Here is a 15,133-nt window from a genome sequence, read left to right as displayed (position 1 = left end):
GGGTAAATGGGCAGGCGGAGCGGGGAGTTCCGCCGCCTGCCCTAAAGTCCGTGGCGCGTAAGAGCACTCAGGCGTCGGTACAGCCGTACTGTTCGACCTCGGCCTCAAACTCCTCGGTTCGCGCCTCACGCGCGGCCTCGTCGAGATATTCGCCAGGATGATCGGGGCGGAATTCTTCCAGCAGAGGTTCGCGCGTTCCGGCCTCGAACTCGTCGAACTTCTTGCGCACCACGCACTGGTATTCGCCGCGCCCGTCCACCCACTGCGCCCCGACCACGCGCGCATCGGCCACGCGGTTTTCATCGAGCAGCATGTAGACCAGTGCCTGGCGCACGCCGGCATCGTAGGCGGCATAGCGGAACGCTGCCTCCAGCGCGACCTTGGCCTCTTCTGGCTCACCAGCCTCGTCGTCGAGTAGGTAGGTCAGGTAATAGCCATAGAGCGGATAGGCGTGGTCGTTTTCCAGCTGATTGGCGGCGGCAAAGCGGCGGCGTGCCTCGGGCAGTTGTGCGGGATCGGCGAAGGATCGGCGCAGCGCCACGTCGGCGTAGTAGTTCGCGGCTTCGCTCGACTGCGGATCGAGCGCCATGGCGCGGCGGGCGAGCGCCTCGGCCTCGTCATAATTGCGCGCGTCGAATTCGGCTTCCGTGGCGGCCAGAAGGACGGCGAAGTCGTTCGGATATTGCGCCACCAGACCACGGGCATCGCTGACCAACCGGCGGGCCTGATCTTCGTCCACGCCGGCCTTGGAGCGGATCATCAGCATGATGCGCGCTTCTTCCGCAGGCGTCAGCGCGCGGACATCCACCTCGGGTTCGGCTGCGACGGCATAGGGCACGCGCAGTGTGCGGGCGGCACCCTGGCGAAACTCCTCGAGCTCGCGGCGCAGCACCTCCAGATCACCGAATGCCTGTTCGGCCGCCTCCATGCGCGACGCACCGTTGGCGATGGCCTGCATGTAGGCGCCCATCTGTCCGCGCCGTTCGGGATTGAGGTTGAGGTGGCTGGCGATCAGCCATCCGTGGGCATATGTGCGCGCAACGTAATTTCGGTCGGGTCCGGGCTGCGGATCGAACGTCTTGGGAAGGTCGATGGGAACCGTGGTCAGCCCGGCGCTGCGGGTTCCCGGCACTTCGCCAATGAGGAAATCGTCCTCATTGAACTCGACGTTGGCGAACAGTTCGGCAAACCCTTCGCTATACCACAGCGGGTAGGGGGCATCGCGGTGCTGGTACATGAAGTAATGCACGTATTCATGGAACAGCACGCCGCGCGGATCGGCCTGCATTTCACGCGCTACGTCGTTCGAACGGCTGCGGCCACGGCGGCGCTGCACCTGCCGCGGGACGAATGCGACGGAGCCGGTGGCGCGGGGCATGAAGAAGCCGGCGATTCCAGTGTCCCGGCGACCGGCGAGCAAGGCGGACATGTCGTCGGGTTCGCCATAGCGAAAGACGGTGAGCTTGCTTGATTCGGGAAGGGCGGCGTCTCCGCCCACCCCGGTGAACACGCTCAGTACCTCGTCCAGCCGCTCAAGATCTTCCACGAACTCGCGCGTGTTGCTCTCGCTATCCTGCGAATAGACGATGAAATGTTCGGATTCGGCGCGGTGCCAGTCCGCGGCGAGTGCGGGGCTGAAGGCAAGCGTTGCGGTGGAAAGTGCAGTTACGGCGGCGATGAAGCGCATGAAAATTCTCCCAGTCCGAACCGGAAGCTATGCGATTCGTCGCGCCTGATCAACGCCCTGTCGCGTGCAATCAGTCGAGATTGGGACGCAGCCAGCGCCGGGCCTCTTCCTCGGCCATGTTCCGCCGGCCAGCATAGTCCACTACCTGGTCCTCCCCGATCCGCGCGACGCCGAAATAGCTGGCCTGGGGGTGGCCGAAGTAGAAGCCGGAAACCGCGCTGGTGGGCAGCATGGCGTTGCTGCTCGTCAGTTCCATCCCGGCGTTCGCGCCCGCGCCCAGCAGGTCGAACAGGGTTGGCTTCAGCGAATGGTCCGGGCAGGCCGGGTAGCCGGGGGCGGGGCGTATGCCGTCGTAGCGTTCGCGGATGATATCGGCATTGGCGAGCGCCTCGTCCGGTGCATAACCCCACAGCTTGGTGCGCACGTGCAGATGCAGCCGTTCTGCAAAGGCTTCGGCGAAGCGGTCGGCCAGGGCCTTCAGGAGGATGTCCGAATAGTCGTCATGATCCGCCCTGAACCGCGCAAGATGCGGTTCGATGCCGTGGATGGCGACGCCGAAGCCGCCGATCCAGTCGCCTGCCGGGTCAATGAAGTCGGCGAGGCAGTAGTTGGCGCGCTGCTGGTCACCGGCGCGGCTCTTGACCGTCTGCTGGCGCAGGAAGGGGATGAGCGTGCCGTCATTCAGCCGCACGTCGTCGCCCTCGCGGCGGCAGGGCCAGAAACCGCAGACGCCGCGGGCGGTAAGCCATTGTTCGCCGACGATCCGCTGGAGCATGGCGTCGGCATCGGCCTTCAGCGCGCGGGCGCTTTCGCCCACCACGGGATCGTCGAGAATGGCCGGGTAGACGCCCGCCAGTTCCCAGCTGCGGAAGAACGGCGTCCAGTCGAAGGCGGCGACGAGGTCGGCAAGGTCCCAGCTTTCGAACACGTGAAGGCCCGGCTGCGCAGGCGCGGCGGGCTTGAGAGACAGGTCAAGGGCAAAGGCGTTGGCGCGGGCTTCTTCGAGGCTGAGCAGCGCGGTGCGTTCCTTGCCGGCCCGCTTGTCGCGCATCGCCTTGTATTCGCCCGCCGTATCCTCGACCAAGCCATCGCGCTGCGTATCGGACAGAAGGCGGCTGGCGACGCCCACCGCGCGGCTGGCATCGAGCACGTGCAGCACAGGCCCGTCGTAAGCGGTGTCGATGCGCAAGGCGGTGTGCAGCTTGCTGGTGGTGGCCCCGCCGATCAGCAGCGGCAGGGTCATGCCGGCGCGCTGCATTTCCTCGCCCACGGTCACCATCTCGTCGAGCGAGGGGGTGATGAGACCGGAGAGGCCGATAATGTCCACGTCCCGTTCGCGCGCGGTTTCCAGGATCGTGGTCCAGGGCACCATCACGCCGAGGTCGATCACCTCGTAACCGTTGCACTGGAGCACGACGCCAACGATGTTCTTGCCGATATCGTGCACGTCGCCCTTCACGGTCGCCATGATGATGCGGCCCTTTGGGCGTGCGTCTTCCTCCTTTTCCGCCTCGATGAAGGGGATGAGGTGGGCGACGGCCTTTTTCATCACGCGCGCGCTCTTCACCACCTGCGGCAGGAACATCTTGCCGCTGCCGAACAGGTCGCCGACCACGTTCATCCCGTCCATCAGCGGGCCTTCGATGACCTCTATGGGGCGCGCGGCCTGCTGGCGGGCAAGCTCGGTATCGGCCACGATGTGCGCGTCGATGCCCTTCACCAATGCGTATTCCAGCCGTTTCACGACGGGGAGCTGGCGCCATTCGGCCTCGGCCTTTTCGTCCTCGCGAGTCTTGCCGCGATAGCTTTCGGCCAGGTCCACCAGCCGCTCGGCGGCATCGGGGCGGCGGGCCAGGATTACGTCCTCGCATGCGTCGCGCAGCGCCGGGTCGATGGTGTCATAAACGTCGAGCTGGCCCGCGTTGACGATCGCCATGTCGAGCCCGGCGGGGATGGCGTGATAGAGGAAGACCGAGTGCATCGCCCGGCGCACCTCCTCGTTGCCGCGGAACGAGAACGAGAGGTTGGACAGGCCGCCGCTGGTCCTGGCGTGTGGGCAGCGCACCTTGATCTCGGCCACCGCTTCGATGAAGTCGAGGCCATAGCGATCATGCTCGGCGATGCCGGTGGCGACGGCAAAGATGTTGGGATCGAAGATGATGTCCTCGGGCGCGAACCCGTCGGCCACCAGCAGGTCGTAGGCGCGGCCGCAGATGTCCACCTTGCGCGCCCTGGTGTCGGCCTGGCCGCTCTCGTCAAAGGCCATGACGACCACGGCGGCGCCGAAATCGCGGCACACCCGCGCCTGTTCGAGGAAGGCGGCTTCGCCTTCCTTCATGCTGATCGAATTGACGATGGGCTTGCCCGACACGCACTTCAGCCCCGCCTCGATCACCGCGAATTTCGAGCTGTCGATCATTACCGGCACGCGGGCGATATCGGGCTCGGCGGCGATCAGTTTCAGGAACGTGGTCATCGCCTCGACAGCGTCGAGCAGGCCCTCGTCCATGTTCACGTCGATGATCTGCGCGCCGTTCTCCACCTGCTGGCGCGCGACCTCAACCGCGGCAGGATAGTCGCCCGCCATGACGAGCTTCTTGAACGCGGCCGATCCGGTCACGTTGGTGCGTTCGCCGATGTTGACGAAGGTCGCGGTGCGAACGGTCTGGGTCATGCGGGCAGCGTGAACGGTTCCAGCCCGGCAAGACGCATGGCGGGCTGGGGCGTGGGCAGGGCGCGCGGCGTCAGGCCGGCGACGGCTTCGGCCATGGCGGCGATGTGCGCGGGCGTGGAGCCGCAGCAACCGCCCAGGATATTGACGCGGCCCGCCTTGGCCCATTCACCCACCAAACTGGCGGTAGTGTGCGGGGCCTCGTCGTACTCGCCCAGCTCGTTGGGCAGCCCGGCGTTAGGATAGGCGAGCAGCAGCGTATCGACGATGCCGGACAGCAGCTGGACGTGCGGGCGCAGCTGCTCCGCGCCGAAGCTGCAATTTAGCCCGACGACCACCGGATTGGCGTGACGCACGGCATACCAGAACGCTTCCACCGTGTGGCCGGAAAGGTTGCGACCCGAGAGATCCGTCAGCGTCATCGACAGCATCAGCGGCACGTCGCGGCCCAGCGCGTGGGCGAGCTGGCGCACCGCCATGATTCCCGCCTTGGCATTGAGCGTGTCGAAGATCGTCTCGATCAGGATGAAGTCCGCGCCGCCCTCGACCAGCGCCTCGGCTTGCTGACGATAGACATCGGTGAGGTAATCGAAGTCGATCTCGCGGTAGCCGGGGTCTTCCACGTCGGGACTGAGCGAGAGGGTCTTGTTGGTCGGCCCGATGGCGCCAGCGACGAAGCGGGGGCGGCCGTCCTGCGCGGCGAAATCGTCGGCGGCCAGCCTCGCGATGCGCGCAGCGGCGAGATTGATCTGCGCCACCAGCTCCTCGGCGGCGTAATCGGCCTGGCTGATGCGGTTGGCGGAAAAGGTGTTGGTGGAAACCACGTCCGACCCGGCGGCGAGATAGGCGCGCGTCACCGCGTCGATCACGTCGGGGCGCGAGAGGGCGAGGATGTCGTTGTTGCCCTTCTGATCAGCGGCGAGGCCGAGCGATCCAGCGAAATCCTCTTCCGACAGGCGGCGGTTCTGGATCTCGGTCCCGAAGGCACCGTCGAACAGCAGCACGCGCTCTTGCGCGGCGGAAAGCAGCGCTTCGCGCGCGTTCATGCCGCCTGCTCCAGCAGGTTCTCGCGGACGGGGCGCAGGCCGAGCAGGTGGCAGGTGGCGTAGGCCAGCTCGCTCTTGTTGAGAGTGTAGAAATGAAATTCGCGCACCCCTTCGGCATAGAGGCGGCGGCAGAATTCGGCGTTGACCGTGGCGGAAACCAGTTCGCGCGCCTGCGGGTGATCGTCCAGCCCCTCGAACAGATCCACGATCCAGTCGGGCAGGGTCGCCCCGCATTCCGCCGCCATCGCCTTGGTGCGGGCGAGGTTGTGGACCGGCAGGATGCCCGGCACGATGGGCTTGTCTATGCCGATGGCGGCGGCCCGGTCGCGGAAGCGCAGGAAGGCATCGGAGCTGAAGAAGAACTGCGTGATCGCGCGGCTGGCACCCGCGTCCAGCTTGCGCTTGAGGTAGGCAAGCTCCTCGTCGGCGCATTTCGCTTCGGGGTGCATCTCCGGATAGGCGGAGACGGAGACGTCGAACGGGTGGCGCTCCAGCAGGCCCGCGACCAGTTCAGCGGCGCAGGAATAGCCTTGCGGATGCGCCTCGAACGGATGGTCGAGTTTGCCGGCATCGTTGGGCATGTCGCCGCGCAGGGCGACGATGCGGGTGATACCTGCGTCCCAGAACTTGTCCGCCATGGCCAGCGTCTGTTCGCGGCTGGCACCCACGCAGGTAAGGTGCGCGGCGACGGGCACGTGGACTTCGCGCGCGATGCGGGTTGCAGTGGCGAGGCTGCGATCGCGCGTCGAACCGCCCGCGCCGTAGGTGACCGATACGAAACTGGGGCCGAGGGTAGCCAGCGCATGGACCGCCTTCAGCATCGAATCCTCCGCCTTTTCGGTCTTCGACGGGAACACCTCGAACGACACGGTGACATCACCCGGCAACCCGGCGAACAGCGGCTGGGTGGCGAAATGGTCGGACTGGGCAGGAAAAGCGGGAGAAGTAATGACGCACCACCGGCTGGAGCTAGACAGGGGCGCTCCATGCCCTTGTTACAGGTCTATTGGAACCCCTGTTGCGATACCATTCCGCCGATCGTCTGATGCCCGTTTCAAATCCACCGGCGTATCTGCATTCGCGGGGAATAGTAGTTCAGATATTGCACCAATCTGGGAGCGTGGGCCAGATTGGCGCTAGCCCCGTGAGGAAGGTCCTGCCGCCAGATTACCAGATCGCCAGCCTTGCCCGAAACGAACACTTGCTGGTCGGAAAGGTCCACCGACCTTGGGTTCGACTTGCCCGGTCCGTCCAGCCACTCCTCGATTCCAAGGTGAAAACCTGGCACGCATCGAAATGCGCCCTGGTTGTTTGCCGTATCGTCGAGGTAGAGAACGGCCTGCGTTCCGAAGGGGATCGGACGCATCAGGCTGACGTCCCAGTGCAGTTCGCTGCCTGCAAACGGATGATCGGGGGTCGCCGGCGGATTGAAGCCGATCCGGTCCACCGTGAGCCACAGGTCCGCCGTGCCCCATAGCTGGGCAAAGGCCTTGTGCACCCGGGCCGACCTCCGTGCCGCGTCAAGCGATCGATCATGGTACCGAGAAATCATTATCCCGTCGAATTGGCTGTTATACCAGCTCTGGGGAATGTCGGGCTTTGCATCCGCGGCCCGCCAAATGAAGCTGCGGACCGCCGCAGCTTCTTCGGCGCTTATTGCATCGGGCAATATGACATAACCGTGCGTATCCCAGTGCGACAGCGCGGCATCGTCGAATACCGGCGGCATATCTTCGATCACGCGCAACCGTTCGCTCGCGCCGTCGCTGACCGGCATTTCGAACAGCCAGCCGTGATAGCGCGAGAGTTGATCGGGATCCGGAGTACCGACGGTGTCGACTATCCATTGTTCGAAGCGTTCGAAGCCGGGCCTTTCGCGGTGTAGAAACGTAAGCGTTTCCTGGATGCCCAGCCCGAGAGTGTCGAGCAGCAGCTTGCCGACCATTTCGTCCAGCGGATATCCCCCGAGCACCTGCGCCGCATGATATTCGACGAGACAAGCGATTTCAGGCAGGGCGCCCTCGCTCGAACGGTATGCCATGTCTTCGTGCATCTTGGGATTATGCAATGGCCGATGCAGCGAGGCAATGCGGCTTTACACGAAGCTGTAGGGATCGATATCCACGCCCACGCGCACGCCGGGCGGATGGTTGATGCCGCCCAGCCAGGCACGGATCACCTTTTGCAGTTCAGCACTGCGCCGCGCGTTGAGCAGCAGGCGATAGCGGTAGCGGCCGCGCAACAGCGCCAGCGGGGCGGGGGCAGGGCCGAGGACGTGCACGTCGTCGAGGTAGGGCCGCGTGGCCCCGATCCGGTTTGCCGCCTCGCGCGCTTCGGCCTCGTCTTCGCTGGAAACGATGATCGCCGCCCAGCGGCCGAAGGGCGGGGCACCGGCATGGCGGCGGCTGTCGGTCTCCGCCTCGTAGAACGCATCGCGATCGCCAGCGGCCAGCGCGGCGATGACGGGCGCGTCGGGATGCCGCGTCTGGATCAGCACCTCGCCAGGCTTGGCCCCGCGTCCCGCGCGCCCCGCGACCTGGGCCACCTGCTGGTATGTCCGCTCCGCCGCGCGCAGGTCGCCGCCTTCCAGCCCGAGGTCGGCGTCGATGACCCCCACCAGCGTCAGTTCGGGGAAGTGGAAACCCTTGGTGACGAGCTGCGTGCCCACGATAACGTCGATCGCGCCGGCTTCCGTCATGGCGACGAACTCGGCGGCCTTGGCGGGGGAGTGGATGGTGTCCGAGGTCACGACCGCCACGCGGGCATCGGGCAGGATCTCCGCCACCTCGTCGGCGATGCGCTCCACGCCCGGACCGCAGGCGACGAGGCAATCGGGTTCGCCGCATTCGGGGCAGGTCTCGGGCGGCTTGGTCTCGTGCCCGCAGTGGTGGCAGGCGAGGCGGCGGCTGAGGCGGTGCTCGACCAGCCAGGCGCTGCAATTGGGGCATTGGAAACGGAACCCGCAGTTGCGGCACAACGTCAGCGGGGCATAGCCGCGGCGGTTGAGGAACAGCAGCGACTGTTCGCCCTTCTCCAGCCGGTCGCGCAGCTCGCGGCGCAGCGGCTCGGCAATCCAGGCGCCCCTGCCGGGCTGTTCTTCGGTCAGGTTGATGAGGCGGACATCGGGCATCTGCGCCCCGCCAAAGCGGCTGGGCAGGACGAGTTTTTCGTAAATGCCGGTGTCCGCCATGTGCAGGCTTTCAAGCGCCGGGGTGGCGCTGGCGAGGACCACGGGCACACCTTCGAAATGCCCGCGCATCACGGCCACGTCACGCGCGTTGTAGCGCACGCCTTCCTCCTGCTTGAAACTGATCTCGTGCGCCTCGTCGACCACGATGAGGCCGAGCGCGGCATAGGGCAGGAACAGGGCGGAGCGCGCGCCGACCACCACCTGTGCCTCGCCGCTGGCGATGGCGCGCCAGGCGCGGCGGCGTTCGGTCGATTTGAGGCTGGAGTGCCAGGTGACAGGCGACGCGCCGAACCGCCCCTCGAAACGCGACAGGAACGCCTGCGTCAGCGCGATTTCCGGCAGCAGCACCAGCACCTGTCTGCCATGCCGCAGCGCCGCGGCAACGGCTTCGAAATAGGTTTCGGTCTTGCCCGATCCCGTTACGCCGTCGAGCAGGAACGGCGCGAACCGCGCCTCGCCCACGGCCTCCACCAGCCGCCCGGCGACCTCGGCCTGTTCCGGGCTGAGATCGGGCACGTCGAAATCGGCCCGCGCGGCGGGGTAGGGGCGGTCGACATCGACCTCCACCGGCTCCAGCACCCCCTGGTTGACGAGGCCGCGCAGCACACTTTCGGAGACACCCGACAGGCCCGCCAGTTCGCGGATCGTCGCCTGCTCGCCGTCCAGCGCCGCGATCGCCCGTTCGCGCTGCGCGGTCATGCGTTCCGGCAGCCCGCCCGACAACCGGTATTCGGTCATCGTGGCGGGTCCGCGCAAGGCTCCCCCGCTGGCGATCACCATGCGCGCCACGGCGGAAAGGGGCGCAACGTAGTAGTCCGCCGTCCACTCGATCAGCCTGCGAAGCTCGGCGCGGATGGGGGGCACGTCCAGCACGCTTAACAGCGGCCGCAGTTTCGCTTCAGGAACGGGTAAAGTGGGAAGGTGTTCTTCTTCCCAGACGATCCCTGTCACCTGCCGGGGGCCGAGCGGCGCGACCACCACGGCGCCGTAGCGGACCTCCACGCCCTCCGGCACGCGATAGTCGAGCGGACCCAGCGCGGCGTTCATCACGAGCAGGCGTACACGGTTTGCGGGCATCGGGAGCATATATGGGCGCCGCGCCAGCCCCGCGGCAAGATTAGGAGTCGCATTATGTCCGAATTCGCCACCACCTCTCTCACCGCCAGCCTTGCCAGCCGGCGGCGATTCATCGCCGGCATCGGCATTGGCGCAGGCGTGATCGCGCTTCCGGGCTGTGCGTCCTACGGCGGTGGCTGGACGATGGAGGACGCCATCCGCCGGCTGCTCTACGTCTCCAGCGAACGGGCCTTTGCGCGCATGCTGGCACCTGGCGGTTTCTGGGAAAACCAGGTCGGCGCACTGGGGCTCGAGAACCTGCTCGGCACGCGGGGCGGGGTGCTTTCCAGCATCCTCACCTCCAGCCTGTTCCGCGACCGGCTGGCCGGTGCCTTTGCCGATATTGCCATCGAAGGTGCCTACCGCGCCGCGCCCCTGGTAACAGATGCGGTGCGCGTGATCGGGTTCCAGAACGCGCTGGCGCTGGTGCGCGGCGGCCCGACCGCGGCCACCGGGTTCCTGCGTCAGAACCTCGGCATGACGCTGGTGGAGGCCATGGTGCCCGAAATCGGCCAGGCCATGCGCGTGGCGAACGAGCCGCTGGTCGGCCAGCTGCTGGCAGCGGCCACCGGCGTGGACGTGGGCGGCATCGCCAACACCCTGTCGCGCAATATCGACAACGCCATCTGGAACGAGATGGGCTTCGAGGAAACCGAGATCCGCCGCAATCCGCGCGCCACCAACGATCCGGTGCTGATCGGCGTGTTCGGGGCGGCGAACGCGTTCTGACCGGCCTGCGCGCCCTGCTGCTGCTTGCCACGGCCGGCGGCCTGCTGGCGGGGTGCGTCACCGCTCCCCCGCCAGCAGCGCCGGCCATCGGCGTGCAGCTTTACACCGTGCGCGAGGACATGGAGCGCGATCCCGTCGCCACCCTGCGGCGCGTGGCGGCAATGGGCTATGACGCGGTCGAATATTTTCGCACCTATGGCGCGCAGTCGGCGGCGATGTGCGAGGAAACCCGCGATCTGGGACTGGCGGTGGCCGCGGTGCATATCCCGTGGGAGCTGCTGCGCGACGATCCGGCGCGCGCCGTGACCGAGGCCAAGGCAATGTGCGCCGACACGATCATGCTCGCCTGGCTGCCGCCCGAGCAACGCGCAACGCTAGACCAGTGGCGCGGCTGGATTGCGCGGATGAATGGCGTGGCGGCCATGGCACGGGGCGTGGGCATGGCATTTGCCTACCACGCGCACGACTTCGAATTCGCGCCTGTCGAAGGCGTGCGGCCCATCGACCTGTTGATGAGCGATCTGGACCCGGCCATCGGGTTTGAGCTCGATACCTACTGGGTCGCCCGGGGTGGCGGGGATCCGGTCACCTTCTATCGCACCTACCGGGAGCGGGTGACCCATTTTCACATCAAGGACATGGGGCGCGATGGCGCGATGGCCGATGTCGGCGCGGGCACGCTGGATTTCGCTGCCCTGCGCGCCGCCAGCGAGGGGCGCAGCATTCACTGGCTGATCGAGCGGGACGACGCGCCCGACCCCTGGGCCAGTCTGGCCGCGAGCCTGGCTGCCAGCCGCGCAACCCTCTCCCATGCGCGCTAGGCTTGGCGCACCCCGCGTCATGCCCCTATAGCGCCCGGCGATGTCCGACGAATCCCCCCTCGATCGCTTCCGTCTTGCGCTGACGGGTGCCACCCGCGCCATTGCCGCCGATGCCGAGGTGGACGTGGGCTTCACCGCCGATGCCGCGAGCGAGATGGGCAAGAGCGTGCGCGTGCCCATGCCCGCGCGCAGCGTTCCCGCCGCCGATGCGCAGGAAGCGCGCGGGTTCGCCGACAGCTTTGCTCTGCGTCTGCGTCATCACGACGCGCGCCTGCACGATCGCAACCGCCCGGCCGACCCCGATGCGCGCGCCTGCTTCGATGCCATCGAGCGCGTGCGATACGAGGCCATCGGCGAGACCGACTATGCCGGGATGCGCGGCAACCTTGCCGCCATGCAGGAACGGCGCGTTGGCGGCAGCGCCATCACCCGCGCCGCCAGCGCCGAGGAAGTGCCATTGCCCATCGCGCTCGGCCTGCTGCTGCGCGAACAGCTGACCGGCCAGCCGGCACCCGCCGCGGCGCGCGAGGGCATGGAGCTGGTTCGCGAGTTCATCGAGAGCCGGACCGGCGACGATTTCGAGCAACTGGGCACCGCCCTGCACGACCAGCGCGCGTTCCAGAAGCTGGGCCTCGACATGCTGCGCCACCTCGATCTCGTGCCTGCCGAACTCGACCCGGAGGACGGCGGCGAGGATCCGGACGGTGAAGATGCCGATGGCGAGCAGGATACGCCCGAGGACAGCGACGGCGCCGACGATGCGCGCGAACAGCCCGATGCCCGGGCCGAAGCCGCCGAGGGCGAGGATGGCGAGGGCGAGAGCGAGGACCAGGCCCCCGGCGAGGACGAACTGGCCGATGGCGATCCGGGCGACGACGGGGAGGAAATGATGCTTCCCCAGCGCCGCAACGCGCCGTGGCAGGACATTCCCGACAGCTTCGACTACAAGCCCTACACCACCGAGTTCGACGAGGTGGTGGAAGCCACCGACCTGTGCGATTTCGAGGAACTCGATCGCCTGCGCGCCTATCTCGACAGCCAGCTGGCGGGGCTCGCCGGTATCGTCACCCGGCTTGCCAACCGCTTGCAGCGCCGGCTGATGGCGCAGCAGAACCGCAGCTGGGATTTCGACCAGGAAGAAGGCCTGCTCGATGCCGCGCGGCTGGCGCGGGTCATCATCAGCCCCGGCACTTCCCTCAGCTACAAGGTCGAGCAGGAACAGGACTTCAAGGACACCGTCGTCACCCTGCTGATCGACAATTCGGGCTCCATGCGCGGGCGGCCCATCTCCATCGCCGCCATCAGCGCAGACATCCTCGCCCGCACGCTGGAGCGGTGCGGGGTCAAGGTGGAGATCCTCGGCTTCACCACCCGTGCATGGAAAGGCGGGCAAAGCCGCGAGCGCTGGCTGGCCGATGGCCGTTCCGACCATCCCGGCCGCCTCAACGACCTCAGGCACATCATCTACAAGAAGGCCGACGAGCCCATGCGCCGCGCGCGCCGCAGCCTCGGCCTGATGATGCGCGAGGGGCTGCTGAAGGAGAACATCGACGGCGAGGCGCTGCTGTGGGCGCACGAGCGCCTGCTGGCCCGGCCCGAGGACCGCCGTATCCTGATGGTCATCTCCGACGGCGCCCCGGTGGACGATTCGACGCTGAGCGTGAATTCGGCCGGCTATCTGGAAGCGCACCTGCGCAAGGTCATCGAGTGGATCGAAAAAGCCTCGCCGGTGCAGCTTGTCGCCATCGGCATCGGGCATGACGTGACGCGGTATTACAAGAAGGCGGTGACGATCATGGACGTCGACCAGCTCGGCGGCACGATCATCGAGCAGCTGGCGGACCTGTTCGAGGCGGAGTGATGCGCAAGCTCATCCTTGCTTTCGCCGTGGTGCTGGCGCTCTTCGCCGCATGGTACTTCGCCTCGCCATGGTATGCGATGAATTCGCTGGCCGATGCGGCGAGGGCGGGAGACGTGGCGGCGCTGGAGGGGAAGGTGGACTTTCCCGCCGTGCGCCAGTCCGCGCGCGAGCAGCTGGGTGCGCTGGTCGGGCAACAGCAGGAGCGGGGTGGGCTGTTCGGCATGGTGCCCGATGCCATCGTGGAGCGCGCCGGGCGCGAGGTGATCGACCGGGCAGTGAATGCCGATTCGCTCGGCACGCTGGTCGCCACCGGGGCCATGGCGGCGCCCTTCCTGCCCGAGCGGCTGCGCACGCAGGCGATCGACTGGGACGTGGAGCGTGACGATTTCGAGCACTTTCGCGGGGTGGGCACTTTCGAGGATGGCACGCCCGGCCCGCAGCTGCTGTTCCGCCGCGATGGCGCAGGCTGGTTGGTCACCGGGTTCGAATTGCCGCCCGCCTGACTTGCTGCCCACCTGACTTGCCGCCGCGCGACGCGCGCCCTAATCGCGGTGGCATCATGACCGATCTCAAGCTTTTCAACTCGCTTACCCGCCGGCTCGAAACCTTCGAGCCCGTCCACCCGGGGGAGGCGCGGGTCTATTCTTGCGGGCCGACTGTCTACAATTACCCGCACATCGGCAACATGCGCGCCTATGTCTTTGCCGACGTGCTGGGGCGCACGCTGAGCTGGAAGGGCTACAAGCTCACCCACGTCATCAACATCACCGATGTCGGCCACCTCACCGACGATGCCGACGCGGGCGAGGACAAGCTGGAGAAAGCGGCAGCGGCGAACGCGCAGTCGATCTGGGAGATCGCGCGCCATTATACCGAGGCCTATTGGGCGGACGTGAAGGCGCTGAACATCCGGCAGCCGGCGCACTGGTCGATCGCCACCGACTATGTCGAACAGATGATCGATTTCGCGAAAAGCATCGCCGACAAGCACTGCTACGAATTGGAGGGCGGGCTTTATTTCGACATCACCACTGTCAGCGATTACGCGCTGTTAGCCGGACGTCATGCGCAAGAGCAGCTTTTGGAAAATGCCGAGGCTCACATGCGCATCGATCCCGTAAAGGATAAAAGAAATCCCGCCGACTTCGCCATCTGGCGCAGGACCCCGCCGGGCGAGACGCGGCAGATGGAATGGGATTCGCCCTGGGGTCGCGGCGCACCGGGGTGGCATCTGGAATGTTCCGTAATGGGCGAGGCGCTGCTCGGCTTCCCCTTCGACATTCATACCGGCGGCATCGACCACCGCGAGATCCATCATCCCAACGAGATCGCCCAGAACCAGGCATTCTGCGGCTCCGACGCGAGCGGCGCGCGGGTGTGGATGCACAACAACTTCCTGGTCGAACGCTCTGGAAAGATGAGCAAATCGTCCGGCGAGTTCCTCCGCCTGCAACTGCTGATCGACAAGGGCTACCACCCGGTCGCCTACCGCATGATGTGCCTGCAGGCGCATTACCGCAGCGAGCTGGAGTTCAGTTGGGAGGGCCTTGGCGCGGCGCTGACGCGGCTGAAACGGATGGTGATGGCGGTCCAGCTGCTATGCGATGCCGCAACGGGAGCGCCCGATCATCCCAGGTTCGCGCCGCTCCTCGAACGGTTCGATGCGGCGATCAGCGATGACCTCAATACGGCCGTCGCGCTGACCGCGCTGGACGATGCGCTGGCCACGAAGAAGGTAGATGCAGGCATGAAGCGCGCCGTCATTGAACAAATGGACGCGGTGCTCGGGCTGGGTCTCTTCGACCTGTCACGCGCCGACCTGCGCCTGCGCCCGAAAACCGCCACCGCGACCGAAGCGCACATCGACGAGGCACTCGCCGCCCGCAACGAAGCCCGCGCCGCCAGGGACTTCGCCACCTCCGACGCCATCCGCGACGATCTTTCGGCCAAGGGGGTGGAAGTGATGGACGGCGATCCGCTTGGATGGGAATGGAAGCTTTAGCACGCGCTGT

11 protein-coding genes are annotated in these 15,133 nt (G+C 66.5%); 5 read left to right on the top strand and 6 right to left on the bottom strand.

Annotation, left to right across the window (positions count from 1 at the left end; all coding sequences use genetic code 11):
- Positions 1 to 67: 67 nt before the first annotated feature.
- The 6 genes from GRI62_RS07805 to GRI62_RS07780 all read right to left on the bottom strand — a co-directional run bounded on the left by GRI62_RS07805 (position 68) and on the right by GRI62_RS07780 (position 9,671).
- Positions 68 to 1,687: a tetratricopeptide repeat protein gene (locus GRI62_RS07805; protein WP_131452780.1), complete on the bottom strand. Its 1,620-nt coding sequence runs from the start codon at positions 1,685 to 1,687 to the stop codon at positions 68 to 70.
- Positions 1,688 to 1,757: 70 nt separating this feature from the next.
- Positions 1,758 to 4,361 carry a methionine synthase gene (gene metH / locus GRI62_RS07800; protein WP_188669321.1) on the bottom strand — a complete coding sequence of 868 codons (2,604 nt, stop codon included), beginning with the start codon at positions 4,359 to 4,361 and terminating at the stop codon, positions 1,758 to 1,760.
- The gene (locus tag GRI62_RS14530; protein ID WP_131452778.1) at positions 4,358 to 5,404 is read right to left on the bottom strand and encodes a homocysteine S-methyltransferase family protein; all 1,047 of its coding nucleotides are present in this window, start codon (positions 5,402 to 5,404) and stop codon (positions 4,358 to 4,360) included. The genes metH and GRI62_RS14530 overlap by 4 nt, the downstream gene beginning before the upstream one ends.
- Positions 5,401 to 6,273, bottom strand: coding sequence for a methylenetetrahydrofolate reductase (locus GRI62_RS07790; protein ID WP_308420790.1), 873 nt, complete (start codon positions 6,271 to 6,273; stop codon positions 5,401 to 5,403). Before GRI62_RS07790 ends, GRI62_RS14530 begins: the two co-directional genes overlap by 4 nt.
- Before the next feature lie 185 nt (positions 6,274 to 6,458).
- A complete protein-coding gene (locus GRI62_RS07785; RefSeq protein WP_131452776.1) occupies positions 6,459 to 7,457 on the bottom strand; it encodes a phytanoyl-CoA dioxygenase family protein in 999 nt (332 codons plus the stop codon).
- A gap of 42 nt (positions 7,458 to 7,499) precedes the next feature.
- Complete coding sequence (locus tag GRI62_RS07780) at positions 7,500 to 9,671, bottom strand: primosomal protein N' (RefSeq protein WP_131452775.1); 2,172 nt, start codon at positions 9,669 to 9,671, stop codon at positions 7,500 to 7,502.
- Between the two features lie 54 nt (positions 9,672 to 9,725).
- On the opposite strand from GRI62_RS07780, the gene GRI62_RS07775 reads away from it, so the two are divergent.
- The 5 genes from GRI62_RS07775 (at position 9,726) to cysS (ending at position 15,123) form a co-directional block, all read left to right on the top strand.
- Positions 9,726 to 10,439 (top strand): DUF4197 domain-containing protein, encoded by a 714-nt coding sequence (locus GRI62_RS07775; RefSeq protein WP_131452774.1) that lies wholly within the window; start codon positions 9,726 to 9,728, stop codon positions 10,437 to 10,439.
- Positions 10,440 to 10,531: 92 nt separating this feature from the next.
- Positions 10,532 to 11,260 carry a sugar phosphate isomerase/epimerase family protein gene (locus tag GRI62_RS07770; RefSeq protein WP_131452773.1) on the top strand — a complete coding sequence of 243 codons (729 nt, stop codon included), beginning with the start codon at positions 10,532 to 10,534 and terminating at the stop codon, positions 11,258 to 11,260.
- Between the two features lie 40 nt (positions 11,261 to 11,300).
- Positions 11,301 to 13,121 (top strand): cobaltochelatase subunit CobT, encoded by a 1,821-nt coding sequence (gene cobT / locus GRI62_RS07765; RefSeq protein WP_131452772.1) that lies wholly within the window; start codon positions 11,301 to 11,303, stop codon positions 13,119 to 13,121.
- Positions 13,121 to 13,624 carry a DUF2939 domain-containing protein gene (locus tag GRI62_RS07760; RefSeq protein WP_131452771.1) on the top strand — a complete coding sequence of 168 codons (504 nt, stop codon included), beginning with the start codon at positions 13,121 to 13,123 and terminating at the stop codon, positions 13,622 to 13,624. The genes cobT and GRI62_RS07760 overlap by 1 nt, the downstream gene beginning before the upstream one ends.
- Before the next feature lie 56 nt (positions 13,625 to 13,680).
- Positions 13,681 to 15,123 (top strand): cysteine--tRNA ligase, encoded by a 1,443-nt coding sequence (gene cysS / locus GRI62_RS07755; protein WP_131452770.1) that lies wholly within the window; start codon positions 13,681 to 13,683, stop codon positions 15,121 to 15,123.
- Positions 15,124 to 15,133: the final 10 nt, after the last annotated feature.

Origin of the sequence: Aurantiacibacter arachoides, from assembly GCF_009827335.1 — a bacterium.
Taxonomy (GTDB): domain Bacteria; phylum Pseudomonadota; class Alphaproteobacteria; order Sphingomonadales; family Sphingomonadaceae; genus Alteraurantiacibacter; species Alteraurantiacibacter arachoides.
The sequence above is the reverse complement of the archived record's forward strand: the minus strand, read 5'-3'. Positions and strand labels throughout refer to the sequence as shown.

Excerpts from the sequence above, each read along its gene's own strand:
- metH (WP_188669321.1), bottom strand. The coding sequence starts at position 4,361 with ATGACCCAGACCGTTCGCACCGCGACCTTCGTCAACATCGGCGAACGC.
- cysS (WP_131452770.1), top strand. The coding sequence starts at position 13,681 with ATGACCGATCTCAAGCTTTTCAACTCGCTTACCCGCCGGCTCGAAACC.
- GRI62_RS07780 (WP_131452775.1), bottom strand. The coding sequence starts at position 9,671 with ATGCCCGCAAACCGTGTACGCCTGCTCGTGATGAACGCCGCGCTGGGT.
- cobT (WP_131452772.1), top strand. The coding sequence starts at position 11,301 with ATGTCCGACGAATCCCCCCTCGATCGCTTCCGTCTTGCGCTGACGGGT.
- GRI62_RS07805 (WP_131452780.1), bottom strand. The coding sequence starts at position 1,687 with ATGCGCTTCATCGCCGCCGTAACTGCACTTTCCACCGCAACGCTTGCC.
- GRI62_RS07785 (WP_131452776.1), bottom strand. The coding sequence starts at position 7,457 with ATGCACGAAGACATGGCATACCGTTCGAGCGAGGGCGCCCTGCCTGAA.
- GRI62_RS07775 (WP_131452774.1), top strand. The coding sequence starts at position 9,726 with ATGTCCGAATTCGCCACCACCTCTCTCACCGCCAGCCTTGCCAGCCGG.
- GRI62_RS14530 (WP_131452778.1), bottom strand. The coding sequence starts at position 5,404 with ATGAACGCGCGCGAAGCGCTGCTTTCCGCCGCGCAAGAGCGCGTGCTG.
- GRI62_RS07760 (WP_131452771.1), top strand. The coding sequence starts at position 13,121 with ATGCGCAAGCTCATCCTTGCTTTCGCCGTGGTGCTGGCGCTCTTCGCC.